The organism is Labrys sp. Lb11, from assembly GCF_057554225.1.
Genome location: NZ_BAAJOT010000011.1, coordinates 37,559 through 63,513 on the forward strand (window position 1 = coordinate 37,559; position 25,955 = coordinate 63,513).

Annotated in this window: 27 protein-coding genes; 10 read left to right on the forward strand and 17 right to left on the reverse strand. The window is 69.1% G+C overall.

The genetic code is table 11. The annotated features are described in order from the left end of the window. Positions 1–78: 78 nt before the first annotated feature. The 3 genes from AC27L4_RS31800 to AC27L4_RS31810 all read left to right on the forward strand — a co-directional run bounded on the left by AC27L4_RS31800 (position 79) and on the right by AC27L4_RS31810 (position 5,866). On the forward strand, positions 79–3,207 hold the full coding sequence (locus AC27L4_RS31800; protein WP_487146702.1) for a UvrD-helicase domain-containing protein: 3,129 nt from the start codon (positions 79–81) through the stop codon (positions 3,205–3,207). A gap of 143 nt (positions 3,208–3,350) precedes the next feature. Then, positions 3,351–4,703 carry a guanine deaminase gene (guaD, locus tag AC27L4_RS31805; protein ID WP_487146704.1) on the forward strand — a complete coding sequence of 451 codons (1,353 nt, stop codon included), beginning with the start codon at positions 3,351–3,353 and terminating at the stop codon, positions 4,701–4,703. Between the two features lie 173 nt (positions 4,704–4,876). Beyond that, positions 4,877–5,866, forward strand: coding sequence for an LLM class flavin-dependent oxidoreductase (locus AC27L4_RS31810; protein ID WP_487146705.1), 990 nt, complete (start codon positions 4,877–4,879; stop codon positions 5,864–5,866). A 76-nt stretch (positions 5,867–5,942) separates the two neighbouring features. Here AC27L4_RS31810 and AC27L4_RS31815 read toward each other — a convergent pair whose 3' ends face one another. The 11 genes from AC27L4_RS31815 to AC27L4_RS31865 form a co-directional block, all read right to left on the reverse strand. Next, positions 5,943–6,671, reverse strand: coding sequence for an amino acid ABC transporter ATP-binding protein (locus tag AC27L4_RS31815; protein ID WP_487146706.1), 729 nt, complete (start codon positions 6,669–6,671; stop codon positions 5,943–5,945). Positions 6,672–6,747: 76 nt separating this feature from the next. Beyond that, positions 6,748–7,422: an amino acid ABC transporter permease gene (locus AC27L4_RS31820; protein ID WP_487146707.1), complete on the reverse strand. Its 675-nt coding sequence runs from the start codon at positions 7,420–7,422 to the stop codon at positions 6,748–6,750. A 12-nt stretch (positions 7,423–7,434) separates the two neighbouring features. Next, complete coding sequence (locus AC27L4_RS31825) at positions 7,435–8,103, reverse strand: amino acid ABC transporter permease (protein WP_487146708.1); 669 nt, start codon at positions 8,101–8,103, stop codon at positions 7,435–7,437. Between the two features lie 256 nt (positions 8,104–8,359). Then, positions 8,360–9,154 carry an ABC transporter substrate-binding protein gene (locus tag AC27L4_RS31830; RefSeq protein WP_487146709.1) on the reverse strand — a complete coding sequence of 265 codons (795 nt, stop codon included), beginning with the start codon at positions 9,152–9,154 and terminating at the stop codon, positions 8,360–8,362. A gap of 130 nt (positions 9,155–9,284) precedes the next feature. After that, positions 9,285–9,800, reverse strand: coding sequence for an Lrp/AsnC family transcriptional regulator (locus AC27L4_RS31835; RefSeq protein WP_487146710.1), 516 nt, complete (start codon positions 9,798–9,800; stop codon positions 9,285–9,287). A gap of 125 nt (positions 9,801–9,925) precedes the next feature. Then, positions 9,926–10,678 (reverse strand): SDR family oxidoreductase, encoded by a 753-nt coding sequence (locus AC27L4_RS31840; protein ID WP_487146711.1) that lies wholly within the window; start codon positions 10,676–10,678, stop codon positions 9,926–9,928. Positions 10,679–10,686: 8 nt separating this feature from the next. Next, the gene (locus AC27L4_RS31845) at positions 10,687–11,478 is read right to left on the reverse strand and encodes an aspartate dehydrogenase (protein WP_487146712.1); all 792 of its coding nucleotides are present in this window, start codon (positions 11,476–11,478) and stop codon (positions 10,687–10,689) included. Beyond that, positions 11,475–12,266 carry an alpha/beta fold hydrolase gene (locus tag AC27L4_RS31850; protein ID WP_487146713.1) on the reverse strand — a complete coding sequence of 264 codons (792 nt, stop codon included), beginning with the start codon at positions 12,264–12,266 and terminating at the stop codon, positions 11,475–11,477. The genes AC27L4_RS31845 and AC27L4_RS31850 overlap by 4 nt, the downstream gene beginning before the upstream one ends. 9 nt (positions 12,267–12,275) lie before the next feature. After that, entirely contained in the window at positions 12,276–12,803 is a 528-nt protein-coding gene (locus AC27L4_RS31855; RefSeq protein ID WP_487146714.1) for a cupin domain-containing protein, read from the reverse strand. An 80-nt stretch (positions 12,804–12,883) separates the two neighbouring features. After that, a complete protein-coding gene (locus tag AC27L4_RS31860) occupies positions 12,884–13,924 on the reverse strand; it encodes a proline racemase family protein (RefSeq protein ID WP_487146715.1) in 1,041 nt (346 codons plus the stop codon). A 99-nt stretch (positions 13,925–14,023) separates the two neighbouring features. Further along, entirely contained in the window at positions 14,024–15,088 is a 1,065-nt protein-coding gene (locus AC27L4_RS31865; protein ID WP_487146716.1) for a LacI family DNA-binding transcriptional regulator, read from the reverse strand. 279 nt (positions 15,089–15,367) lie between these two features. On the opposite strand from AC27L4_RS31865, the gene AC27L4_RS31870 reads away from it, so the two are divergent. From AC27L4_RS31870 to AC27L4_RS31890, 5 genes are read left to right on the forward strand one after another with little or no spacing between them, the layout of a single operon-like run. After that, positions 15,368–16,195: a substrate-binding periplasmic protein gene (locus AC27L4_RS31870; protein WP_487146717.1), complete on the forward strand. Its 828-nt coding sequence runs from the start codon at positions 15,368–15,370 to the stop codon at positions 16,193–16,195. Positions 16,196–16,236: 41 nt separating this feature from the next. After that, positions 16,237–17,034, forward strand: a complete 798-nt coding sequence (locus tag AC27L4_RS31875; RefSeq protein WP_487146720.1) for an amino acid ABC transporter ATP-binding protein — start codon at positions 16,237–16,239, stop codon at positions 17,032–17,034. Further along, a complete protein-coding gene (locus AC27L4_RS31880) occupies positions 17,024–17,695 on the forward strand; it encodes an amino acid ABC transporter permease (protein WP_487146721.1) in 672 nt (223 codons plus the stop codon). Before AC27L4_RS31875 ends, AC27L4_RS31880 begins: the two co-directional genes overlap by 11 nt. An 11-nt stretch (positions 17,696–17,706) precedes the next feature. After that, entirely contained in the window at positions 17,707–18,381 is a 675-nt protein-coding gene (locus AC27L4_RS31885; protein WP_487146723.1) for an amino acid ABC transporter permease, read from the forward strand. A gap of 54 nt (positions 18,382–18,435) precedes the next feature. Beyond that, on the forward strand, positions 18,436–19,110 hold the full coding sequence (locus AC27L4_RS31890) for an alpha/beta hydrolase family protein (RefSeq protein WP_487146725.1): 675 nt from the start codon (positions 18,436–18,438) through the stop codon (positions 19,108–19,110). Between the two features lie 26 nt (positions 19,111–19,136). Here the strand turns inward: AC27L4_RS31890 and AC27L4_RS31895 are convergent, their stop codons facing one another. Together AC27L4_RS31895 and AC27L4_RS31900 are read right to left on the reverse strand one after the other, a co-directional pair. Further along, complete coding sequence (locus AC27L4_RS31895) at positions 19,137–19,496, reverse strand: ArsC family reductase (RefSeq protein WP_487146726.1); 360 nt, start codon at positions 19,494–19,496, stop codon at positions 19,137–19,139. A 115-nt stretch (positions 19,497–19,611) separates the two neighbouring features. Then, positions 19,612–20,028: a DUF2000 domain-containing protein gene (locus tag AC27L4_RS31900; RefSeq protein ID WP_487146727.1), complete on the reverse strand. Its 417-nt coding sequence runs from the start codon at positions 20,026–20,028 to the stop codon at positions 19,612–19,614. A gap of 145 nt (positions 20,029–20,173) precedes the next feature. Between AC27L4_RS31900 and AC27L4_RS31905 the strand changes: the two genes are divergently transcribed. Further along, a complete protein-coding gene (locus tag AC27L4_RS31905; RefSeq protein WP_487146728.1) occupies positions 20,174–20,683 on the forward strand; it encodes an Lrp/AsnC family transcriptional regulator in 510 nt (169 codons plus the stop codon). Positions 20,684–20,720: 37 nt separating this feature from the next. Here the strand turns inward: AC27L4_RS31905 and AC27L4_RS31910 are convergent, their stop codons facing one another. The 4 genes from AC27L4_RS31910 to AC27L4_RS31925 form a co-directional block, all read right to left on the reverse strand. Then, positions 20,721–21,617 (reverse strand): carbohydrate ABC transporter permease, encoded by an 897-nt coding sequence (locus AC27L4_RS31910; protein ID WP_487146729.1) that lies wholly within the window; start codon positions 21,615–21,617, stop codon positions 20,721–20,723. Between the two features lie 62 nt (positions 21,618–21,679). Next, positions 21,680–22,972: an ABC transporter substrate-binding protein gene (locus AC27L4_RS31915; RefSeq protein WP_487146730.1), complete on the reverse strand. Its 1,293-nt coding sequence runs from the start codon at positions 22,970–22,972 to the stop codon at positions 21,680–21,682. A 47-nt stretch (positions 22,973–23,019) separates the two neighbouring features. Then, entirely contained in the window at positions 23,020–23,844 is an 825-nt protein-coding gene (locus AC27L4_RS31920) for a carbohydrate ABC transporter permease (protein WP_487146732.1), read from the reverse strand. A 338-nt stretch (positions 23,845–24,182) separates the two neighbouring features. After that, entirely contained in the window at positions 24,183–24,974 is a 792-nt protein-coding gene (locus tag AC27L4_RS31925) for an SDR family NAD(P)-dependent oxidoreductase (protein ID WP_487146733.1), read from the reverse strand. Between the two features lie 156 nt (positions 24,975–25,130). On the opposite strand from AC27L4_RS31925, the gene AC27L4_RS31930 reads away from it, so the two are divergent. After that, entirely contained in the window at positions 25,131–25,931 is an 801-nt protein-coding gene (locus AC27L4_RS31930; RefSeq protein WP_487146734.1) for a BtpA/SgcQ family protein, read from the forward strand. The last annotated feature ends 24 nt before the right edge of the window (positions 25,932–25,955 follow it).

A 25,955-nucleotide genomic window follows, 5' to 3' on the forward strand; every position in this document is an offset into this window, starting at 1 on the left:
GATCCCGCGCGCATCGCCGCAACCGGCATGCTACAGCTCGCCTCTCCCCGCCCCGCCCGATCCTCGAACGAACCCGCCATGGCCTTCCACGCCGACCTGCATGTCCACTCCAAATATTCCCGCGCCACCAGCCGGGACCTCGACCTGGAGCATCTGGCGTGGTGGGCGGCGCGCAAGGGCATCGGCGTGGTCGGCACCGGGGACTGCGTGCATCCGGCCTGGCTGGCCGAGATCAAGGACAAGCTGGTGCCGACCGGCGAGGGCCTGTTCCGGCTGAAGCCGGAGATCGAGGAAGCGCTGTGGAAGACCCTGCCGCCCTCGTGCCGCATGCCGGTGCGCTTCATGCTGTCGACCGAGATCTCGACCATCTACAAGAAGGGCGACCGCACCCGGAAAATCCATCACCTGATCTATGCGCCCGATCTCGCGGCGGCGGACCGGCTGGCGGCGAGCCTGGGCCGTATCGGCAACATCGCCTCGGACGGGCGGCCGATCCTCGGCCTCGATTCGCGCGACCTCCTGGAGGTCGCGCTCGAGTCCGGTCCGGCGTCCTACCTCGTTCCCGCCCATATCTGGACGCCCTGGTTCGCGGCGCTCGGCTCCCAATCCGGCTTCGATTCGATCGAGGCCTGCTATGGCGACCTCGCCGGCCACATCTTCGCGGTGGAGACAGGCCTCTCCTCCGATCCGGAGATGAACTGGCGCGTCTCCTTCCTCGACCGCTACCGCCTCACCTCCAATTCCGACGCCCATTCGCCGGGCAAGCTCGGCCGGGAGGCGACGCGCTTTTCCTGCGAGCCGGACTATTTCGCCATCCGCCGCGCCCTCGAGACCGGCGACGGCTATGAGGGCACGGTCGAGTTCTTTCCCGAGGAGGGCAAGTACCATATGGACGGCCACCGCGCCTGCGGCGTCCGGCTCGACCCGGCCGAGACCATGGCGCGCGGCGGCCTGTGCCCGGTCTGCGGCAACCGCGTCACCGTCGGCGTCGCGCACCGGGTGGCGATGCTGGCCGACCGCAGCGAGGCCGAGGTCCGGCCGCCGCCGACGGCCGGCGAAATCACCAGCCTGGTGCCCCTGCCCGAAATCCTCTCCGAGATCCTCGGCAGCGGCGTCGGCTCCAACGGCGTGACGCGCGCCTATGACCGCGCCACCGCGGCGCTGGGGCCGGAGCTGTCGATGCTGGCCGAGGTGCCGGTGGAGGACATCGCCCGCACCGACAGCCTGCTCGCCGAAGCGGTCGAGCGCCTGCGCAGCGGCGCGGTGATCCGCCAGGCCGGCTATGACGGCGAATATGGCGTCATCCGCCTGTTCGAGGAGGGCGAACTCAGCCGCTACAGCCGCGGCGACCTCCTGTTCGACGCCCCGGTGCGCCGCCGCTCCCGGCCCGAGGCGTCGCGCCCCGCCGCGCCGGCCGAGGCCGATCCCCTGCCCGCCCCGCGCGGCGCCGAGCCGGCGCCATCCGGCCGCGGCGGCGTGCTTGCGGACCTCGACGCGGACCAGGCCAGCGCCGCCGCAACGGTCGAGGGTCCGCTGGTCGTGGTGGCCGGCCCCGGCTCCGGCAAGACGCGCATGCTGACGCATCGCCTGGCGCATCTGGTGCTGGAATGCGGCGTGCCCGCGCCGGCCTGCCTCGCCATCACCTTCACGCGCCGCGCCGCGGAGGAGATGCGGGCGCGCCTCGCCGCCCTGCTGCCGGCCGGCTCGGGCGAATGCGCCGTGCACAGCTTCCATTCGCTCGGCCTTGTGATCCTGCGCGCCCATGCCGAGGCGGCGGGGCTCGCAGCGGACTTCCGCATCGCCGAGCGGGCGGAATGGGCGGCGGCGCTCGCCGTCGAGCTCCAGCTCACCGTGGCCAGGGCCGATCGGCTCCTGAAGGCCGTGTCGCTGGCCAAGCGCACCGGCACGCCGGCCGACGCGGAGGCGGCGCAGGCGCTCGCCGCCTGCCGCCGCATCGGCCCGGCGCGGAACTGGGTCGATTTCGACGACCTCGTCGCCCTGCCCGTCGCGATGATGGCGGCGGACGAGGGCCTGACGGCGCAATGGCGCCGCCGATTCGCGCAGATTTGCGTCGACGAATTCCAGGACGTGGACGAGCAGCAATACCGCTTCATCCGCCGGCTTGCCCCGCCGGACGGCAATATCTGCATCATCGGCGACCCGAACCAGGCCATCTACGGCTTTCGCGGCGCGGACGCGACCTGCTTTGCTCGTTTCGAGCGGGATTTTCCGGCGGCTCGCACCGTCCGGCTTGACCGCAACTACCGTTCGACCGGCACCGTCGTCACCGCTTCGGCCGCCGTCATCGGCGCCGACGCGGCGACGGCCGCAGCCGGCGTCATGCGGCCGATGCATGGGCCCGTCCTTCTCCATGCCGCGCCGGCCGAGCGCGACGAAGCCGAGTTCGTCGCCGCCGAGATCGAGCGCCTGCTCGGCGGACACGACCTGCTGTCGGCCGGCAAGGGCCGCACCGGCAAGGAGGTCCGGACGGAGCGGGCGCTGGGCTTTGCCGACTTCGCCGTGCTCTACCGCACCGATGCCCAGGCAGCGGTCCTGCGCGAGGCGTTCGACCGTGCCGGCATCCCGTTCAAGAAGAGCTCGCCCGCCCCGATCGCCGGACAGGCCGCCGTGCAGGCCCTGCTGGCCGGCCTCGAACAGCAGGACGGCGAGACCCTCGCCGAGCGTATCGCAGCCGCAAGCCACGCCCTGCAGCGCGACGGCGGCGAGGCTGCCGCGCTGGCCGAGGCCCGCCGCTGGCTGACGGCGCTGGCCGGCGCGGAGACGGTCGGCGGCGAGGCGGCACGCCTGCGCGAGCAGGCGGCGCTCTCCACCGAGGCGGATTTCTGGGACGCCCGGGCCGACCGCGTATCGCTGCTGACCATGCATGCGGCCAAGGGCCTGGAATTCTCCGTGGTCTTCGTCGTCGGGCTGGAGGACGGGCTGATGCCGTTCTCCTGGGGGCCGGCCGGCGGCGACGACGGGCAGGACGAGCAGGGCGAGGCGGAGGAGCGACGCCTGCTCTATGTCGCCATGACGAGGGCCAGGGACCGGCTGATCCTCAGCCGGGCCGCGCAGCGCTCCTGGCGCGGCCAGATCCGCGTCCTGCCGCCCTCGCGCTTTCTCGGCCGCATCCCGGCGGAGCTGCTGGCCCGCCCGCCGACGCAGCCGCGCAAGCGCGCCGATGCCCTGCAGTATCGGCTGTTCTGAGGGCTTGCCTCCCGGGCCGGCGGGACAGACGCGTCAGGCCCGGCTCGGAGCGCCCGCAACGCCATGGAGTTGCCTCTGTGCGCCCGGATGTGGTCCATTCGGGCATCGGCCCCGTCAAGGCCTTCAACGCGCTCGGAGGTATCATGGCGAAAGGGCTCAAGGCGTTGCGCGCCGCCGCCATATCCTTGCGCGGCAACCCGTTCGAGCGGCCGGCGGAGGCCTGCCTCGTCCATCACGAGGATGCCCTCGTCCTGATCGAGGACGGGGTCATCCGCGCCGTCGGGCCCTATGCCGAGCTCGGTCGCACCCTGCCGCAGGGCGTGGTGCCGACCGAGTATCCCGGCGGCCTGATCGTGCCGGGCTTCATCGACGCCCATGTGCACTATCCCCAGATGCAGATGATCGGCGCCTATGGCTCGCAGCTCTTGGAGTGGCTGGAAAAATACACCTTCGTCGCCGAGCGGCAGTTCGCCGACATCGCCCATGCGAAGCGGGTAGCCCGGCTGTTCCTGCGCGAGCTCCTGCGCGCCGGCACGACGACGGCCGTGGTCTATTGCACGGTGCATCCCCATTCGGTCGATGCCTTCTTCGCCGAGTCCGAGCGCTTCGACACCCGGATGATCGCCGGCAAGGTGCTGATGGACCGCAATGCCCCGCCGGACCTGCTCGACACGGCGCAACGCAGCCATGACGAGAGCATGGCGCTGATCGATCGCTGGCACGGCCGGGGACGCCAGCATTACTGCGTCACGCCGCGCTTCGCGCCGACCAGCACCCAGGCCCAGCTCGACGTCGCCGGGGCTCTCCTGGGCGCCCGTGACGGCCTCTTCATGCAGACCCATCTGTGCGAGAACCCCGGCGAGGTCGCCTGGGTGCGCGAGCTGTTTCCGGACCGGTCGAGCTATCTCGACGTCTACGCCCGGGCCGGGCTGGTCGGACGGCGCTCGGTGTTCGGCCACGCCGTGCACGTGGGCGAGCAGGACTTCTGCACCTGTCACCAGACCGGGGCAGCGATCGCGCATTGCCCGACCTCGAACCTCTTCCTCGGCAGCGGGCTGTTCCGCCTGTTCGACGCGGTCGACAGCCGGCGCCCGGTGCGCGTCGGGCTCGGCACCGATGTCGGCGGCGGCACCAGCCTGTCGCAGTTGCAGAGCCTGAACGAGGCCTACAAGGTCGCGGCACTGACCGGCAACACGCTGAACGCGGTGCAGGGTTTCTATCTCGCCACGCTCGGCAGCGCCCATGCGCTCCACCTCGATGACCGGCTGGGCAAGCTCGAAGCCGGCTACGACGCGGACCTGTGCATCCTCGACCCGAAGGCGACGCCGCTGCTCGACTTCCGCACCTCCTACTGCGACGGCGTCGAGGAGCTCCTTTTCACCCTGATGACGCTCGGCGACGACCGGGTCGTCCGCGCCACCTATGTCGCCGGCGAATGCGTCTACGACCGCGACCGGCCCGACGAGAAGTTCCGATATGCCGACGCAAAGCCATGATCTGAAACATGCTTTTGTAACAATGCAATATTCGTAATTTTTGGATTTTTACATGAATTTCGGCAACGGGATGCTGCCGGCCCGGCAGCCGGGCACCTTGTACAAGCCCGGTCGAATGATCATGTCCATAGACGAACCGAACGAACGTTCGGCAGCCCCTGAAGGTCCGTCCCTTGCCCGCTTTCTCGATTCTCGATCTCGCGCCGGTGCCCCTCGGCTCGACCCCGGCCGACGCGCTGAAGAACACGCTCGATCTCGCCCGCCACGCCGATCGCTGGAGCTACCGGCGCTACTGGCTGGCCGAGCATCACAACATGGTCGGCATCGCCAGCGCGGCGACGGCGGTGGTCATCGGCCATGTCGCCGGCGGCACCGAGCGCATTCGCGTCGGCGCCGGCGGCATCATGCTGCCCAACCATTCGCCGCTGGTGATCGCCGAGCAGTTCGGCACCCTGGCCTCGCTCTATCCCGGCCGAATCGATCTCGGCCTCGGCCGCGCCCCCGGCACCGACCAGCGCACCCTGCGCGCCCTGCGGCGCGACCCGGCCGCGGCCGACAATTTCCCACAGGACGTGCTGGAGGTGCAGGCCTTCTTCGCGCCGGCAGGGCCGGGACAGGTGGTGCAGGCCGTGCCCGGCGCCGGCCTCGACGTGCCGATCTGGATCCTGGGCTCGAGCCTGTTCGGCGCCCATCTCGCCGCCATGCTCGGCCTGCCCTACGCCTTCGCCTCGCATTTCGCGCCCGACGCCCTGATGCAGGCGCTGCCGCTCTACCGCACCAAGTTCGAGCCGTCGGCGCAGCTGGAGCGGCCGCATGTCATGGTCGGCGTCAACGTCGTCGCCGCCGACACCGACGCAGAGGCGCGGCGGCTCTTCACCTCGATCCAGCAGAGCTTCACCAACCTGTTCCGCGGCACCCGCGGCCAGCTCCTGCCGCCGATCGACGATATCGAGGCGTATTGGTCGCCGGCGGAGAAGGTGCAGGCCTCCAACATGCTGGCCTGCTCCTTCGTCGGCTCGCCCGACACGGTCCGGCGCGGACTGGAGCGCTTCATCGAGACGACCGGCGCCGACGAGCTGATGGTCGCCTCGGCGATCCACGACCACGAGGCGCGACTGCGCTCCTACGAGCTGCTCGACGGCATCGCCAAGGCGCTGACCTGAGGCACTCGGGATCGGCGGCGGAATTGCCCCCTCTTCCTCCGGGAGCGGGATTCCGCGCCCTCGCCTGCCCCGGCACTCAATGGCCCAGGATCTTGCTCAAAAAGGTGCGAGCCCTTTCCGTCTTCGGCGCTGAGAAGAACGTGTCGGGCGTCCCGGTCTCGATGATGCTGCCCTGGTCCATGAACACGATACGGTGGGCGACCTTGCGGGCAAAGCCCATCTCATGGGTCACCACCATCATGGTCATGCCCTCTTGCGCGACCGAGACCATGACGTCGAGCACCTCGCTGATCATCTCCGGATCGAGGGCCGAGGTCGGCTCGTCGAACAGCATGATCTTCGGGCGCATGCACAGGCTGCGGGCGATGGCGACGCGCTGCTGCTGGCCGCCGGAGAGCTGGCCGGGATAGGCGTCGAGCTTGTCGGCGAGGCCGACCTTGGCCAGGAGCTCGCGCCCGGCCCGCTCGGCCTCGGCTCGCGGCATCTTGCGCACGTGGATCGGCGCCAGCGTCACGTTCTCCAGCGCGGTCTTGTGCGGATAGAGGTTGAACTGCTGGAAGACGAAACCGACCTCGGTGCGCAGCCGCGTCATGTCCGTGGCCGGATCGCCGAGGCGCTGGCCGTCGACCACGAGTTCGCCGCTCTTGATCGTCTCCAGGCCGTTGATGCAGCGGATCAGCGTGCTCTTGCCCGAACCGCTCGGCCCGCAGACCACCACGACCTCGCGCTCGCTGACGCCCAGCGTCACGTCCCGGAGCACATGGAGCGTGTCGAACCATTTGTTGACGCCGCGAAACTCGATCACGATCTGCTGCCTCCCTCGGTAGGACCTCGTCCGACGGCGAATGAACCGGCGGGGCCGGCCGGTTGTGCGGGCGCCGTCACAGCTTGACCTCCGCATGGGCGCTGCCGAGCCGACGCTCCAGCCGCTTGGCCAGGGCGATCAGCGGGAAGCAGACGATGAAGTAGCCCACCCCCACCAGGGCGAAGACCAGGAGGCCGTTCGGTACCCGCTGCACCGTCAGCCAGCCGACGCGGGTGAGATCGGTCAGCCCGATCGCCGACACGACCGACGAATCCTTGATCAGCAGCACATATTGGCTGACCAGCGGCGGCAGGATGACACGCATCGCCTGTGGCAGCACCACCAGCCGCATCTGCTGCCAGCGCGACAGGCCGGAGGCCAGCGCGGCCTCCACCTGCCCTCTCGGCACGGCGCCGATGCCGCCGACGACGATCTCGCAGATGAAGCAGGCGGCCAGGTTGGACAGCGCGATGACGCCGGCGCTGAAGGCTTCCAGCTCGATGCCGAACTCGGGCAGGATGAAGAAGATCAGGAAGATCTGCACCAGGAACGGCGTGCCGCGGGTGAGGTCGACCCAGGCGCCGATTGCAAGGTCCAGCGCGCGGCTGCCGCTGGCCCGCAGCATGCCCAGGGCGAAGCCGAACACGGTGCCGACCGACAGGCCGATCAGGGAGATCGCCACCGTCATGCCCAGGCCCCTGAGCGCCAGCGGGTAGCCGGAGACGATGCTTTGCAGCTGCTGCCAGATCATGCGCTGTTCTTTCTAGCGGGCGGGCTGCGCGCGGCCCCGGCGCATCGACAGCGCCGCCAGGGCCTTGAGGCCGTAATAGAGCAGGAGGTAGCAGACGGCGATGGTCAGGAAGGCTTCCGCCGGCATGAAGCGGTCGGAAGCCAGGGTCTGGCCGGCGCGGGTCAGCTCGAACACGGCGATGAGCGAGAGCAGCGCCGAATCCTTGACCAGCACGATCGCCTGACCGAGCAGCGGCGGGATCGTCACCCGGAACGCCTGCGGCAGGATGATGAGGCGCATGCGCTGGCGATAGGTCATGCCCGAGGAAATCGCCGCCTCCACCTGCCCGCGCGGAATCGACAGGATGCCGGCCCGGATGATCTCGGCGACATAGGCGCCGCTGTTCAGCGACAGGGCCAGGATGCCGACCAGCCGCTCCGGCAGGATGATGCCGAGCCGCGGCAAGCCGAAATAGAGGAAGTAGAGCTGCACCAGAAGCGGCGTGGCGCGAACCGCGTCGATGAAGGCCGTGGCGGGCGCACGCAGCGCCCGGGCGGCTTGCAGCCTCATGCCGCAGGCGACGATCCCGACGAGCAGCGCCCCGGCGCACGAGAGCCCCGACAGCCAGATCGTCGCCAGCAAGCCATAGCCGAACTCGGGCAGGGTCTCGATGATGGCGCGAAAATTGAAGGTTTCGAGCATGGTGCGGCGCCCTCCCCGCGCTGGCGTGCCCTTCCCGTCCAGCGGGTGGCCTCGAACATTCCTTGCGGCCCTCGGGCGTCGAGACGCCGCCGGAAACCCGCCGTCTCCCGCCCCGCCCTCGACCGGAACCCGCCCGGATTCGAGCCCGGGGCCGCACCGGCGGCGACCGGAGGGCCTGGTCTCGACGCCATCGAGGCCGGGCCCCCGCGATCAGGCGGGGATGGGCAACGCGAACCGGCCGGCGGCCGCGCCGGCCTCAGTGATCCTTCTTCCACGCGTCCGAATTGACCCAGTAGTCCAGGTTCTTCTGCAGCCGGCCGTCGAGGGACACCTGGTCGAGGAACAGGTTCATCCAGGTCAGCAGGTCGAGCGAGTCATATCGCGTCGAGAAGGCGAGCGGCTCCTTGGAGAGCATCTGCGGCATGATGGTGAAGGTGCCGGCGGGATAGGCCGCCGACTGGCCGGTGACCGCGGAGACGTCGTTGACGCCGCAATCGGCCTGGCCGTTGCTGACCGCGTCGAGCAGCAGCGGTCCCCCGCCCTTGTAGCTCTTGATGTCGGCCTGCGGGAAGGCCGCCTTGGCCTCCTTCTCGCCGGTGGCGCCGAGCAGCACGGCGATGCGGGTGCCGGGCGCCTTGCAGTCCTCGGTCGAGGCGAACTTGCCGCCGGCCTTGGTGAAGACGACGCTGCCCGTGTACATGAACGGCTTGGTGAAGGCGACCTTCATGCCGCGCGCCAGCGTCGGCGTCATGTCGGCGACCAGGAGGTCGGCCTTGCCCGAGAGCAGGGCCGGGATCAGGCCGTCCCAGTCGAAGTCCAGGAACTTGATCTTCACCCCCATTTCCTTGGCCATCAGCTCGGCGAGCTCGACCGAGCTGCCGGTGCGCTCGCCGTTCTTGTCGACCATCGAGAAGGGCGGCCCCTGGGTCTGGACCGCGACGCGCAGCTCGCCGCGCTTGGCGATCTCGTCGAGCGTTCCGGCCTTCACCTCGGCGGCAGCACCCATATGCAGCAGGGCGAGCCCTGCGATGAGCCATTTGGCGATTCCCATTCGGCATTCCTCCTCTTCGATCGCCCTGTTTCGGGCTCTGCTTGGGACGGTGTCCGCGGCCCTGCCGCGACCGCCGCCCGAAGATTCGCGTTCGACCACGAGATTGGGACCGCAACCGGGACGCACGCCATCACGATCCCGCCGGGTTCTGATGCGCATCGGCCGTCCAGGACCAGCATCCCTTGGGCAGGTTTACCCATTTGTTGCAGGAGGCCATGACGACGAAGGTCTCGCTGCGCGTGATCTCGCCGACGTCGCCGACCTTGGGGATCAGCTCGCTGGTCACGCGGAAGAGGTCGCCGATGTCGTCGGCCACGACCACTTCGGCGATGATGTCGAAGCGGCCGGTGACGACGGAAGCGGAGGTGACGAAGGGCAGATCGGCAATGCGCTGGGCGATCTCGCGGATACGCCCGCGGCCCTGGGTGTTGATGCCGACGATGGCCGAGATCAGCTCGGGGCGGGCGGAAAGATCGATAAGGCCGGCGATCCTCACAAGCTTGCGGTCGATCAGGCTGCGCAGGCGCGAGCGCACCGTCGGCATCGACACGGCCATCTTTTCGGCCAGCTTGTTGACGCCGATCTGCGCGTCCTCGGACAGCAGCTTGACCAGCCGCTGATCCGTCGGATCGAGACGCTCCCTCACCGGCGCTTCTTTCATGGAAGCAAGAATTCTTGCCTGAAGTTTCCTCTGCGGAAAATCAATAGGGACAAATTTTTCCGATTGCAAGGATCGGCCATAGGGGCGCCGGTCGGCCGGCGCCGCCGTGCTCACCAGGCGGTCATGCCGCCGTCGACGGTGAACATCGCTCCGGTGGCAAAGCTCGACTCGCCCGACGCCAGCCACAGGATGGCGCTGGCGATCTCCTCCGGCGTGCCCATGCGGGCCATCGGCGCCCGGGCCTCGAGCGCGGCCTTGAACGCCACCGGGTCGGGAACGCTCTCCAGCATCTTCTCGTAATATTTCGACCAGATCACTCCCGGGGCGACGGAGTTCACCCGGATGCGGTCGGCGGCATGGTCAAGCGCCATGGCACGGGTCAGCGCGGCGACGCCTCCCTTGGCGGCGACATAGGCCGCGCGGTCGCGGATGCCGACCGTGGCGATGTTGGAGGCGGTGTTGACGATGCTGCCGCCGCCGCGGGCCCGCATGGCCGGCACGGCAAAGCGCGAGCACAGATAGACGCTCTTCAGATTGACCGCGACGATGTCGTCCCAGTCCTCCTCGGCCATGGTCTCGACCGTGCCCATCATGCCGCGGCCGGCATTGTTGACCAGGATGTCCAGGCCGCCGAACCGCTCGAGCGCCGTGCCGACCAGCGCCTGCGCATCGGCGGCCCGGCGCACGTCGGCGGCGGCTGCAACCGCCGCCGCGCCGATTCCGGCCGCGACCGCCGCGGCCGCCTCCCGGTCGAGGTCGGCGACGACGATGCTGGCGCCTTCCTGCGCGAAGAGCCTCGCGGTCGCCGCCCCGATACCGGCGCCGGCGCCTGTGATGATCGCGACCTTGTTCTGCAGACGCACGGAAAGCCTCATGGTGTCAGGGGTTGGAAATGGCGCAGCACCGCCTGCTCGACGCTGAGGGCGGCGAGCCAGGACGTGCGCGGATTGTCCGGCAGCGGCCGGTTCTCGATCACGATGTGGAAGCGTCCGAAGGCGCCGGCCGCGCGCACCTCATGGCTGTTGCCCGCGGCGGCGGGGTCGGCCACCAACGTCACCTGGGTGCGCTCGAAGCCGATGCCGGCGAGCGCGACCGCCGCGGTGACGTTGGCGTTCTTCGGAAACTCCGCCGCCGCCTGCCGCGCGTCGCCGGAAAAGACCACGGCCGGCTCGCGCAGTGCGCCGAGGTCGACCGCCGCCTCGGCTGGGGTCCCGGCCCAGGCGGCCGGCGGCTTGCGACCGAGATAGGCGACTGTGTCGAGGCCCGCGAGCCGTGCAGCCCGCAGGACGTCGAGGCCGCCGACCGCCCCCGACACGAGGTCGAGACGTGCTGTGCCGGCCGCTGCGGCGTCGGCGATCCGGTTCAGCAGTCCGGCTTCGCCAAGGGCGCCGATCGATGCCAGGATCACGTCGATGCCGGCCGCCAGCAGCGTCGGCACGATCTCCCGCACGGCGCGATGGCCAGCACACTCGACGACAAGGGCGGGCCGCCAGGCGATCAGTTCGTCCACCGTGGCGAAGGAGCGGAGCGGCTCTGCCGCCGGATGACGGCTGAGCACGGCGCCGATGGCCGGGCCGGACGGCCGCGCGGCCAGAGCGGCGATCAGGTTGCGCGCCATGGCACCGTGGCCGATCACGGCGATGCGGGCCGCTGCGGCCGTCACGGCCTGGCCTCGAGGAAGTCGCGGACGAGGCCGGCGAAGCGCTCGGGATGGATTCGGGGGTAGAAATGGCCACCGGGGATCGCGGCCAGACGCGCACCGGGGATGGCCGCGGCCAGGCGCTCGGAATGATGAAATGGGATCATGGCGTCGTCCGGCGCGCCGATCACCAGGGTCGGGCAGGCAATGCCGCCCAGCTCCGGCGACCGGTCCGCCTCCAGCAGCATGCTGATGCGGGCGGCGGTGACCGGGATCGGCGCCAGCGTGACGGCCGCGGCAGCCACCGCCCTCTCCATCTCGTCCTGATGCGCCTCGATCCACTCCGCCGGGAATCCGAGCACGTGGGTGAGGCGCTGATAGGTCTCGGGCCCAGCCTGGAGGAGCACGGCGAGGCGCGCTTCGAACAGCATGCGGAAACGGGCGTCCGGCCGATCCCAGGTACCGCTGAGCACCAGGCGGCGCAGGCGCTGCGGCGCGTCGAGAGCGATCGCCTGCGCCACGATTCCGCCGGTGGAGTGGCCGAGCACATGCGCCGAGGCCAGGCCGAGCCCATCGAGAACCCGCAGCGCATCCGCGGCGATCTGCCCGATGCCGTAGCGGCCCGGCGGGCGGGCGCTGCGGCCGGCGCCGCGGTGGTCGATGCCAATGGTGCGGAAACCGGCGAGTTCCCGCCGCGCCGGCGCCCAGAACCGGGCATCCCCGCCGAGGCCGGGGATCAGCAGCAGCGGCTCGCCCTCTCCCTCCACGTCATAGTGCAGCAAGCTGCCGTCATCGGCCTGGATCGTCGGCATGGCCGTGCGTCAGACTTCGTTGTCGCCGGCGCGCGCCGGGGCGAAGGCGGTGCGCCGCTCGATCTCGAGCACGTCCGCCGGGCGCGCGAACGGCTCGGGCGCCGGCTCTCCCGCCCGCTTCGGCCGGCCGATCTCGCGGAAGAAGGTCTCCAGGCCGTTGGGCTGGATGAACCAGAGCCAGTGCAACTCATGGGCGGCGCTGGTGTTGACGAACTTGTGGCGGCGATTGCGTCCGACGAAGATCGTGACTCCCGGCTCGATCGGGTGCTCCTCGCCGTCGATCAGCGCCATGCCCGCGCCCGAGATGAAATGCAGCACTTCGTCGTGATGGGGATGGGAATGCTCGCGGACATAGCCGCCCGGGGGCAAGGTCTGCGTGCCCAGGCTGAACGGCGTCTCGACCGCGACCATGTCCGGCGCGATCCGCACGCTGATATGGCCGTTGGCCGGGACCGGCTGCCAATAGTTGTGCCCCTCCTCCGGCCTCAGGACCAGGGCGGCGCCGACCCGCGGCGCCTCGTCGCTCGGTGTGGACATGGCTGTGCTCGCATCGTCTCGGCGGGTCCGGCCCAGCGCCGCCCCGTCCGCTGCATCGGCGCCGGATGGCGCGGCTGGTTTCAGCGCCCCGACGGAGCCCGCCACGTATCCGACAGGGTGTAGCCGGTCGGGAATGGGTCCGTCGGGTCCAGGACATATTGGTGGAAGGCGGTGATCCAGGCGCTGCCGGTGATGGCCGGCCGCACGGCCGGGACGCCGCCAACCACGAGCGTCTCCAGGATCTCGCCGATGAACTCGGTTCCGATGATCGATTCGTGCACGAACCTTTCGCCGGGGCGGATCTGGCCCCGCGCATGCATCACCGCCAGCCGGGCGCTGGTACCGGTGCCGCAGGGCGAGCGGTCGAGCCGGCCGGGCGAGACGATCACGCCGTTGCGGGCGCTCTTGCCGCCGGGCCCGTCGCGTAGCGGACCGGCGAATTCTGTCTGGTTGATGGTGTGGATGCGTGGATCCACCGGATGCACCGCCGGCACCTGCTCGGCCGCCGCGGCCTTGATGCGTTCGCCGACCTCGACCATGTCGGCCGCTTCCGACGGCTCGATGGCAAAGCCGAGCGCCGCCGCATCGACGATGGCGTAGATCATGCCGCCATAGGCGACGTCGACATCGATGGTGCCCAGTCCCGGCACCTCCACCTTGCGGTCGAGGCCGAAGACGAAGGACGGGACATTGGTGAAGGTGACGCTTTGGCATTTGCCGTCGCGGCAGGCCGCGGTGACCTCCACCAGGCCCGCCGGCGCTTCCAGCCTCAGCGTGGTCACCGGCTCGACCATCGGGATCATCCCGGTTTCCAGCAGCGCCGTCACCGTGCAGATGGTGTTGGTGCCGGACATCGGCACATAGAATTCCGATTCCATGATGACGAAGCCGACATCGGCGTCGGGATGGGTAGAGGGCAGCACCAGGTTGACGCATTGCGTCACCTTCCCGCGCGGCTCGCGCAGCAGGAACTGCCTGAGATCGTCGGCCTCGCGCTCGAGATGGAGCATCTTGTCGAACATGGTCGCGCCCGGCACGTCGAGGACGCCGCCGGTGATGACCTCGTTCAGTTCCCCCGCGGCGTGGACGCCGACGACGTTGACCATTCGACGGAACCGCATGGCGGCGCCCTTCCATCAGGGGACGAACCCGCGCCTGCGACCGGCGCAACGTTCATCCAATGTACGATGAATTTTTGTAAACGTTTTCTTTCGAGCCTGTCAATCGCCCCTCCCCTCACCCAGCGCCGCCGTGGAGGCGCGCACGATCAGCCTGGTCTCGAATTCCAGGGAATGGATGGGGCGCCCCTCGTCCAGCGCAGCGATCAGCGCCTCGGCGGCGCGGCGGCCGATCTCGGAGGCCGGCACCGACAGCGTGGTCAGCGGCGGATCGAGCAGCGGGGCGAAGCTGAAATCGTCGAACCCGGTCACCGACAGCCGTCCCGGCACGTCGATGCCGATCCGGCGGCATTCGGCCAGCACGCCGAAGGCGATGATATGGCTGCCGCACAGCACCGCGGTGATGTCCGGCCGCCTTGCGCAGATCTCGCGGATGGCATCGGCCCCATCGTTGAGCGTGTAGTTGCGCTCGATCGAGTGAACCACCGCATCCAGAGACATCTCGCGCATGCGCTCGTGGAACGCCTTGATGCGCACCTGCTGCCGGTCGTTGCCCCTGGTCGTGCCGGCGATCATGGCGATGCGGCGATGGCCGAGGTCGAGCAGGAGGTCGACCAGCTTTCGCGTGGCCTTGTAGTTATCGATGCCGATCGAGGGCAAAGGATCGTTCTGCAACCGCGAATAGATCGACACCGAGGGAATATTGCGCTCCGCCAGATAGGCGAGGAGCTTCTTGTCGTAGACGCGACCGACGATCGCCATTGCCTCGGCACCGCGCTCGAACAACTGCTTTACGCCGGCGTGAAGATTGGAATTGTCGAATCCAGAAGTGTGGAGGAAACCGACATAGCCGCGCTCGACCAGGACGGACTGCAACCCGTTGACGATGCGGGAGAACGCCTCGTCGTCGAGCGTCGGCACCACGGTGGCGATGATGCGCGACCGGCGCGCCCGCAACGCCTTGGCGGCCGGGTTCGAGGCATAGCCGAGCTGCCGCGCTGCCGCGATCACCCGCGCTCGCAGCTCCTCGCGCACGGAATCGGGATTGTTGAGCGCCCGCGACACCGTGGCGATCGAGACGTCGGCAAGCTTGGCCACCTCGAACACCGTCGCATTGCCGCGCGCCAGGGCGCCGCCATTCTCAAGCGGAGACTTTGACCGGGCCATCCCGTCACTCCCGCCCCTCGCCGCACCCGACCCTGCTCATCTCGCCCCCCACGCTCTGCCTTGACCCAGCCGGACCGACCGGCCGCATTGTCCGCCTTGACACCCCGGATAAGGAATGATCTGTTAGAAAACGTTTACAAGGCTACAGCGGATTTTGCACGGAAAATCGCAACGCCGCGGCTGGAGGGCGCCATCGCCGCCGAGCCGCCGTCGCCGCACGCAAAGCCGCCCAAGGGCCGACGCGCACTGTCGACGGATCAACAGAGGGAACTTGAGATGATGGGTGGATTGAAGCGGCTCGCGCTCGCATTGGCGGCGGCGGCCATGCTCCAGGGCTTCGCCGGACAGCCTGCCGGCGCCGCCGAGGCGGAGAACCTCTGGGCCAATGCCCAGAAGAACGGCGTCATCCGCGCCGGTGCGGGCCTCGCGCCGCCGGACGTCATTCGAGACCCCAAGACCGGCGAGTACAGCGGCATCTTCGTCGATCTCCTGCGCGAATTCGCCAAGGAGCAGCTCGGCGGCGTCAAGGTCGAGTTCGTCGACACCGACTGGGACAACATGATCGCCGGCCTCAACAGCGGCAAATGGGACGTCGCGATGGCGATCAACCGCAAGCCGCAGCGCGCCATGGTGATCCACTTCACCGAATCGGCCCGCTTCTTCGAGATCTCGCTGGTCTACAACAAGGACAATCCCAAGCTCGGCGCCCCGGCCGACTTCGGCGCCAGCTTCGACAAGCCCGACGTGACCTTCGCCGTGGTCTCCGGCACGGCCGAGGACCAGGCGCTGACCGGACGCGTCACCCAGGGCAAGGTGCTGCGCCTGCCCAACATCGACGACGTCCGCCTGGCGGTGAAGAGCCGGCGCGCCGACGTGGCGGTGGCCGATTCGGTGACCAACCAGATGTTCATCAACGCCAACAAGGGCTGGGCGATCGCCGCCATGCCGGTTCCGGCCCTTGCCCGCCAGGGCATCGCCTACGGCTTCCGCCGCAGCGTCCCGCTCGACGATATCGAGGCCCTCAACATCTTCCTGGAGCAGAAGCTCGCCGAGGGCACCGTCGACCGCCTCACCCAGCACTACCTCGCCCAGACCGAGCAGCAATAGGCGGCCGCCACGCCGTCCGCCTTCTTCCGGGAGACCGGCCCATGGCCGACGCCTTCGTTGCGATCGCCGACCTGCGCAAGAGCTACGCCGCCGGGGCCATCAAGGTCCTCGACGGCGTCGGCCTGACGCTGTCGCGGACCGACCGCCTCGTCATCATCGGCCCGAGCGGCGGCGGCAAGAGCACGCTGCTGCGCTGCATGATGGGCCTGGAGAACATCGACGCCGGCACGATCACGCTGGACGGCAAGCCCTACATCTCCGTCTCCGGCAAGGGGCGCACGGTCATCGATCGAGCGCAGCAGCGCCGGGTCGGCATGGTGTTCCAGCACTACACCCTGTTCCCGCACCTCACCGTGCGCCAGAACCTGGTGCTGGCACCGGTCCGGGTCCACCGCGTGCCGGCGGCCGTCGCCAACGAGCAGGCCGAGCGGTTGCTGCAGCGCTTCGGCCTTGCCGGCAAGCTCGACGCCCATCCCGCCCAGCTCTCCGGCGGCCAGAAGCAGCGCGTCGCCATCGCCCGGGCGCTGATGCTGGAGCCGAGCCTGATGCTGTTCGACGAGGTGACCTCCGCCCTCGACCCGGAGCTGGTGTCGGAGGTGGAGAACATGATCGCCGAGCTGGCGCAGGGCGGCATGCCGATGATGATCGTCACCCACGATATGGAATTCGCCCGCAACATCGCCACCCAGGTGCTGTTCTGCGCCGGCGGCGTCATCGTCGAGGCTGGGCCGCCGGAGCGGATCTTCGCCGCCCCGCAGGCGGAAAGGACCAGGGAGTTCCTGCGCAAGATGCGCCATGGCGGAGCGGTGCGGGCGCCGGAGCCCAGCCATGGGCTATGACCTCAACTTCCACCTGATCGCCAACGGCGCCGAGCCGCTGCTGCGCGGCCTCGTCGTCACACTGGAGCTCTCTGCCCTGGTGATCGCCATCTCCACCATCGCCGGCTTCCTCGTCGCCGTGGCGGTGCTGAGCCCCTCCATCCTCGTCCGGGCACCGTTCCGCGCCTATATCGAGCTGTTCCGCTGCACCCCGGCGCTGATCCAGATCGTCTGGTTCTTCTACTGCGTCCCGGTCCTGCTCAACGTGTTCTGGGACCCCTTCACCATGGGGGTGATGGCGCTGTCGCTGAACCTGACGGCCTACAATGCGGAGGCCTATCGCGCCGCGATCCAGGCCATTCCGCGCGCCCATGCCGACGCGGCGGTGGCGCTGGGCCTGAGCCGGCCGCTCTATTATCGCTATGTCGTCTTCCCGCAAGCCCTGCGCCTGGCCATTCCCGTCCTGCTCACCAACAGCATCGGCATGATCCAGCAGAGCGCTCTCGTCGCCCTCGTCTCGGTCGGCGACCTGATGTACGAGGCCAAATATCTCGCCGTGCAGACCTACCGGCCGATCGAGACCTTCACCACGGTGGCGCTGCTTTATTTTGCCATCGCGTTCCCTCTCGGCCGGATCGTCGACATCTACCAGCGGCGCAATGCCCGCATCATGGGCGAGTAGACGGGGCGCCGATGATCTACGAGTTCAACTTCGCCGCCCTCCTCGACTATCTGCCGACGCTGGCACGCGGTTTCCTGATCACCCTGCAACTCTCCTGCCTCGCCGTGATCGTCGGCGCGGTGCTCGGCTTCGGCCTCGCCGTCGCCCGAGCCTCGGGCTCGCGCCCGCTGCGTGCCGGCGCCGGCGCCCTGGTCGAGGTGGTGCGCGGCGTGCCCGTGCTGATCCAGCTATTCTGGATGTTCTTCTGCCTGCCCCTGCTGCTCGGTGTAGAGGTCGGCGCCTTCCTGTCGGCCTTCCTGACCCTCACGCTCTACATGGCCGCCCTGGCGAGCGAGTCCTTCCGCGCCGCCTTCAAGACCATCGACCGCGACCAGCGCGATGCCTGCGTCGCCCTCGGCCTGACCCGCACCGTCACCATCGTTTATGTGGTGCTGCCACAGGCGCTGCTGCGCGCCGCGCCGAACCTCCTGTCGAACACCATCACCGTGTTCAAGGAGAGCGCCATCGTCTCGGCGGTCGGCATGGCCGACCTGATGTTCGTCGGCCGCAACATCTCCAGCGTCACCGGCCAGCCGATCGAGGTCCTGACCGTGGTCGCCGCCACCTATTTCCTGTTCGCCTTCCCGTTGACCCTGGCGGTGTCGGCGATCGAGGCGCGGGTGCTGCGCCGCATGGACGCGGCCTGAGGAGCCCTTGCCCGGAGGACTGGCGCCGGCCGCGCCCGCCGCTATGCTGGCGCGATGACGGACGCCCAAGCACTGACCATCGCCATCGACGGAACACCAGGTGTTTCCGGCCTGTGGCTGGCGCCGCCCGACGCGCGCGCCGGCCTGGTCCTCGCTCACGGAGCCGGAGCCGGGATGACCCACAAGTCGATGGCCGGGCTGGCCGAGGGGCTGGCGCAGCGGCGCGTCGCCACCCTGCGCTACCAGTTCCCCTACATGGAGAAGGGCAGCGGGCGGCCCGATCCGCCGGCCGTGGCCCACGCGGCGGTGCGGGCCGCCGTCGCCGAGGCGGCCCGTCGCGCGCCGGGCCTGCCGCTCTTTGCCGGCGGCCGTTCGTTCGGTGGACGCATGACCTCGCAGGCTCAGGCCCTCGCGCCGCTGCCGGGGGTGCGCGGCCTCGTCTTCTTCGCCTTCCCGCTGCATCCGGCCGGCAAGCCTTCGGGCGAGCGCGCCGTCCATCTCGCCGACATTGCGCTGCCGATGCTGTTCCTGCAGGGCACCCACGATGCCCTGGCCGAGCTTGCCCTGCTCCGCCCCGTCGTCGAGGGTCTCGGCAGCCGCACCAGCCTCGTCCTGTTCGAGGACGCCGACCATTCGTTCCACGTCCCGGCGCGGACCGGCCGCAAGGACGCCGATGTGCTGACGGCGATCCTCGACGCCGCGGCTGAATGGATGGCGGCGAAGGCCTGAGGCACGGCGGATGCCCGCCTCCGCCCCTATCCCAGCGCCTTCTCGTAGCTGTCCGGCTTGAAGCCGATGAGCAGCTTGCCTCCGACATCGAGCACCGGGCGCTTGATCATCGAGGGCTGGCCCAGCATCAGCGTGATCGCCTTGGCCTCGTCCAATCCGGCCTTGTCCGCCTCCGGCAGGTTGCGGAAGGTGGTGCCGGCGCGGTTGAGCAGCACCTCCCAGCCGACGGCACGAGCCCAGCCCTCAAGCCGGGCGCGGTCGATGCCCTCGGCCTTGTAGTCATGGAAGGTGTAGGCCATGCCGCGGCCGTCGAGCCAGCTGCGCGCCTTCTTCATCGTGTCGCAGTTCTTGATGCCGTAGATCGTGACGGGCTTGCCCCCGGCCATCGCCTTGCTCCGCTTGCGCCCGGACGCGATGCGGGCTCATCGGCAGCCGCTATAGCCGCCGGGACCGGGGCATGCCAGCAGCCGGACGCCGCATCCACAACCCCGGCTCGCCGCGTCAGCGCAGCAGCCTGAGGGATCCCGTCAGCGACTTCACCCATTTTGCCGGGCCGGCCAGGCCGAGGCCGTCAATCGCCTCCGCCTGCAGGTCGCGCCCGAGGAGCGCCGCCTCGTAGTCGGCGAAGGCGTGCAGGCTGCGGGCGAAGGCGGGGAACGGCACCACCGCCCGCTCGCCGGGCTGGGCGAGGGCCTTGACCAGCAGCGCGCGGATGGCCTCGTCCGCGGCCTGGAGCAGTGGCACCGGCCGGTTCGAGCCGATGTCGATCGTCCTTCCCTTGCGGTCGGCGAGCTGGCTGCCGGCCAGCAGCGGCAGCCGGGCGCCGAGCCCGATCGCGACAGCGCCGATGGTGTTGGCGAGGAGGCCGAGCGGAAGCGCGGGATTGACGATGATGGCGACGCGGAGGTCTTCGTTCACGGCAGGACCTGTCGATGCATTGCGCCGGGCCGGCGCTTCTCGACCAGGATATGCCGACCCCTTTGGGCAATCATGCCTCATTATTGCGTGAGATGGCACGATATCGGTAGAATCCACCTCTCTTTTGAAAGGAGAAAGGTGAATTATGCCTGAGCACACGATCGAGGCCGCGGACACGCGAATCCTCGCCGCCCTGCAGAGTGACGGCCGGCTGACCAACCAGGAACTGGCCGACCGGGTCGGGATGTCGACCTCGCCATGCTGGCGGCGGGTGCGCCGGCTGGAGGAGCAGGGCGTCATCCAGGGCTATCGCGCCGTGCTCGACCGGCGCCGGCTGGGCCTGGGCGTGCTCGCCTTCGTCAGCGTCCGCATCGACAGCCACAGCGAGGCCGAGGCCCAGGCCTTCGAGCGCGACGTGCTCGGGCTCGACGAGGTCGTCGCCTGCTACAGCATCGCCGGCAATGCCGACTTCCTGCTACAGGTCGTGGCTCGCGACCTCGATACCTATGCCGAGTTCGCCATGACCGTGATCCGCCGCCTGCCCCGGATCAAGGAGATGCAGACCATGTTCGTCCTCAAGGAGATCAAGCCCTTCGCCACCCTGCCGCTGGCACCTGCCTTGGGCCGAGAGCCCGGCCCGAAAGCCGGAGCCTGAGCACCGGCCGGCTGCCGGATGGCCTCACGCGGCGACGTCAGATGGCCTCGCGCGTCTCGGAGCGTTCGAGCATCCAGAAGAACAGCACGGTCAGGACCAGGACGATCATGAGGAGAACGAAGGCCGCGGCCGCTCCCTGGTTCAGCGCCAGGCCGAGGAAGGCGCGGCGATAGGCGAAGAAGCTCAACACCTCCGTGGCCGAGCCCGGGCCGCCGCGGGTCAGGACATAGGTGAGGTCGTAGGTGCGGAACTCGTTGATCAGCTGGATGACGACGGCGATGGCGGCAACCGGGCGCAGCATCGGCAGGGTGATGTAGAAGAACTGCTGCAGACTGCTCGCACCGTCGACCTCGGCCGCCTCGTAGGGCTCGCGCGGCAGGGCGGCGAGGCCGGCGGCAAGGATCAGCACGACGAAGGAGGTCTGCTGCCAGATGTCGATCGCCGCCATCGTCGACAGCGCCAGGTTCGCGCTGCCGAGCCAGTCGACCCGCGGCAGACCGGCGCTCTCCAGGAGATGATTGACGATGCCGAGATTGGGCTGCAGCAGCATGCGCCAGACCAGGGCGACGCTGATCGGCGACATCGCCATCGGGATGGTCAGGACCGCGAAGTAGAAGGGCTTCATCCGCACGGTGCGTTTGAGCATGAGCGCGATGCCGAGACCGATCGCGAACTCGCCGGCGACGGTGACGATGGAGTAGCGCACCGTCAGGAGCAGCGTGTGCCAGAACAGCGGGTCGGCGAACAGGACGGCAAAGTTGTCGAAGCCTTTCAGCGGCCACAGGCTCGGGCGCATCAGCGTCATCGAGGACACCGACATCAGCACGGCATAGGCGAGCGGGAAGCCCATGACCATCGCCAGCAGCGACAGGCCTGGCGCCGCGAACGCCCAGCCCATGCGCCATTCGCGCCCGAAATCCGTGATGGCTCGCATCGTCCGTTCTGCCCCTCTCGAACAGGCGGCGCGGCCCGGCGGGCCGTGCCGCTGCGCCGGCCTCAGCGCGCCTTGAGGTCGGCCAGTCCCTTGGCGGCAGCGGCCAGGGCTTCGCCGGTGCCGGAGCCGTCGCTCGCCGCCGTCGAGATCTGCGTGCCCAGCACGTTCTCGTACTCCGCCGAATAGGTGAAGATCGGGAAGGATTTGCCGCTGGCGACCACCTGCTGGGCGATCGCGTAGTAGGGGTACTTGGCCGTCACCGCCGGGTCCGAATAGACGTCGCTGCGCACCGGGGCATGCCCCTGCAGGGCGCGCTTCACCGAGACGTCCTTGCTCTGCACCCACTGGATGAAGCTCCAGGCGGCGTCCTGCTCCTCGGGCGTGGTGTTCTTCGGGATGCCCCAGCCCCAGCCGCCGCTCTCGCCATGACCGCCCGGCATCACCGCCAGCGCCACCTTGCCCGCCACCGCCGGGCAGCCCTTGGCGTCGTCGAGCTGCGGCAGCATCCACCAGTAGGTGACCATGCTGAAGGCCTTGCCGCTGCACATCAGCCGCAGCGTGTCGTCGAGCGTCGCCGACAAGGCGCCCTGCTGGGCGCCGTTCTTGATGTTGTCGACATAGAGATCGAGCGCCTTGCGGCCCTCGGGGCTGTCGAGCACCACCTTGCCGCCGGCATCGAGATAGGCGCCGCCAGCCGAGAACAGGTAGTTGGAGAATTCGATGGAGTTGGGGTCGCCGCGCTGGCCCTGCATGGCCGCGCCCTCGACGCCGCCCTTGGCCTTCATGAACTTCGACAGGGCGACATAGTCGTCCAGCGTCGCCGGCACCGCGAGTTCCTTGCCGGTCGCGGCCTTGTACTCCGCCTGGAGCTTGGCATCGGCGAGAAGGTCGGTGCGGTAGATCAGACCCATCGAATAATTGTACATCGGCAGGATCGGCAGGGACTGCTCGGTGCGGCCGAGCAGGTCGAGCATCGCCGGGATGAAGGGTGCGAGGTCGTAGTTCGATTTCTCGACCAGGGGCTTGAGGTCGACCAGCCAGTTGGCCGCCGGGAACTCGCCGGCCCACAGGAAATCGACGGACAGCAGGTTGTACGCGCTTTGCGGGCTGACCAGCTGGGTTACCAGCTTGTCGTGCATGTCGGGATAGCCGATCTTCTCGAACTCGACCTTGATGCCGGTCTTGGCCGTGAACTCCGGCAGCAGGCCCTCGATGATGCGCGTCTCCGGCACGTCCTCCATCAGCGCGCGCAGAGTGGCCTCGGACGCGGCGGCCGGGCCGGCGATCGCCGCGAGGCAGACGGCGGCGAGGGCGGCGCTCCGAAGGGCTCGCCTGGGCAATGGGGGCATTTTCATCGGTCTCTCCTCTGGTGCTTGCAGGCCTTTGCGGCCTTGCCGTTGGGTCATTTGACGCTGCCGAAGGTGAGCCCCTCGACCAGGAAACGCTGGATGAAGCGCGAGGCGACGAGGAGCGGCAGCACCGCGAGCACGACGCCCGCCGCCACATTGCCGATCTGCACGCCGTTGGAGGTCTGCAGTGCGGCCAGCGCCACCGGGATGGTCGCGGTGCCGGGGCCGCTGAGCACCAGGGCGAACAGGAACTCGTTCCAGGCCAGGATGAAGCCGAGCACGCCTGCGGCGGCGATGCCGGGCAGGGAGATCGGCAGGACGATGCGCCAGAAGGCGCCCCAGGCCGTAGCGCCGTCGGTCATGGCCGCCCATTCCAGATCGACCGGGATGCCCTTGAAGAAGCCCATCAGGATCCACGCCAGGAACGGCAGGTTGAGCGCGGCATAGACGATGATCAGCCCGGCAAGGCTGTTGGAGAGCTCCAGGGTGCGGAACAGCATGAAGGTCGGCAGCACCAGCGCCACCGACGGCAGCATCTGCGTCGCCAGCACTGCGAAGCGGGCGAAGCCGCCGCCGGTCCGGAAGCGGGCGAAGGCGTAGCCCGTGGTCGCGGCGAAGGGCATGGCGACCACGACGGAACCGATCGCGACGACGAGGCTGTTGAGATAGGACTGGCCGAAGCGGCCGGAGAGCAGGGCCCGGTAGTTCTCCACCGAGACGGCCGGCATCAGCTCGGTGCTGTAGGAAAGCTCCGGCGGCACCAGGCTGACGCGCAGCACCCAGAGCAGCGGCAGCAGCACCGCGAGGCAGACGAAGACGAGGCCGAGGTGCAGGGCGACCTTGCCGACCCGGCTGCCTTTGCCCCCCGCTCCCCTCATGCCGCATGCCCCCGGCGAAACCGCGGCGCCGACGCCGGACAGGCGGGCGGCCCGGCCGCTTCGCCGGCGCGCCAGGTGGAAGCGCCGCCCGGGCGCCCGCATATGCCGCGTCGTTCGATACCCGCCATTGGCCGCTCCCGCTGTGGCGCGTGTGACCGGCGTCCGCCCGCAAGGGCCCCGATGCGGGGAAACAGCCCGGCGAAGGCTGCTCCATCGCGGAACGCCGGCCGGGTTCCGCATGGTCCCGATCCGGACCGAGACGTCGTCACGATACAAACAACTTCAAACATTTCTAGAGTGGAAGCCGGGTTGCCCTCCTTCCATCCCCGGCTTCGGTCTCAGGTCATGTAGACGCCGCCGGTCACGTTCACGCCCTGCCCGGTCATGAAGCGCGCCCGGTCCGAGGCGAGGAAGACGACGACGTCGGCAACGTCCTCCGGCTTCTCCAGCCGCCCCAGCGGCGTCTGAGCGATGTAGTCGGCGACGACCTGCTCGGGCGGGACATCGCGCAGCTCGGCTTCCCAGGCGATCTCGCGGGTCTGCATCCCGGTCTTGACGAAGCCGGGGCACACGGCATTGACGCGGATGCCCTTCGGTGCCAGCTCGCGGGCCAGCGCCTGCGTCCAGCCGAGCACCGCGAACTTGCTGGCGGAATAATGCGCCAGCAGCGGCGCGCCGACCTTGGCGGCGAGCGAGGCGGTGTTGACGATGCAGCCCCTGCCCTCGGCGATGAAATGGCGGGCGGCGATCTGGTTGGTCAGGAAGACGCCGCGGGCGTTGACGTCGAAGTTGAAGTCCCACTCCTCGTCCGTGATCTCCAGCGCCCGCTGCATGGTGGAGACGCCGGCATTGGCCACGAGCAGGTCGCAGCCGCCGAGCTGCTCGCGCGCCACGGCAAAGGCCGCTTCGACCGAGGAGCGCTTGCGCACGTCGATCTCGATCGCCACTGCGCCCTTGCCGATCGCGGCGGCCGCCTTGGAAGCGCCGGCAAGATCCAGGTCGGCGATCGCCACCGCCACGCCCTCGCGCGCCAGCGCCGCGGCGATGGCCCGGCCGATCCCCGTGGCGCCTCCTGTGACCATGGCCCGGCGGCCGGCGAGCTCGGGATAGGCGATGCTGGCTTCGGGCATGAGGCTGGGCTCCGCGATCGATGCCGGCAACGCTATCCAACAAAGCCCGGCGCATCAACAGATATTGTTTGAATATGTTCGGTTTGTGCGTATATTTTCAAAACCTGCCGGTGCGTTCCGCCGCCCCGCAAGCCCCCCGCCGCAAAGGACAGACAGATGGTGTTCGACTTCTTCGGTGACCGGAAAAAGGTCGTGATCGCAATGGCCCATATCGGCGCGCTGCCCGGTGCGCCGCTCTACGACGCCGACGGCGGCATGGCCAAGCTGATCGACGACGTGGTCGCCGATATCGAGAGGCTGCAGGCCGGCGGCGTGGACGCGATCATGTTCGGCAACGAGAATGACCGGCCCTATGTGTTCAAGGGCTCGCCCGAGAGCATCGCCGCCATGACGGCGATCGTGCAGGCGGCCCGGCCGTCGCTGAAGGTGCCCTTCGGGGTCAACTATCTCTGGGATCCGGTGGCGAGCGTCGCCATCGGCGCGGTCACGGGCGCCAGCTTCGTGCGCGAGATCTTCACCGGCCTGTTCGCCTCCGACATGGGACTGTGGCAACCCGACTGTGCCGGAGCGGCACGCCTGCGCACGCAGCTCAAGCGCGACGACATGAAGATGCTGTTCAACATCAACGCGGAGTTCGCCCACTCGCTCGACCAGCGCCCGATCGCCCTGCGCGCCCGCAGCGCCGTGTTCTCCTCCAAGGCCGACGCCATCCTGGTCTCCGGCCCGATCACCGGCCAGCCGGCCGACCAGTCGGATCTGCGCACGGTGTGCGAGACGGTGAAGGACGTCCCGGTCTTCGCCAACACCGGCGTCAACATCGACAATGTCCGCGACGTGCTGGCGCTGGCGCAGGGCGTCGTCATCGGCACCCATTTCAAGGTCGACGGCAACACCTGGAACCCCGTGGACGCGGCGCGCGTCAAGCGTTTCATGGACCTGGTGGCGACGCTGCGCTGAGCAGGCCGCGCAGAGGCTGCCGGC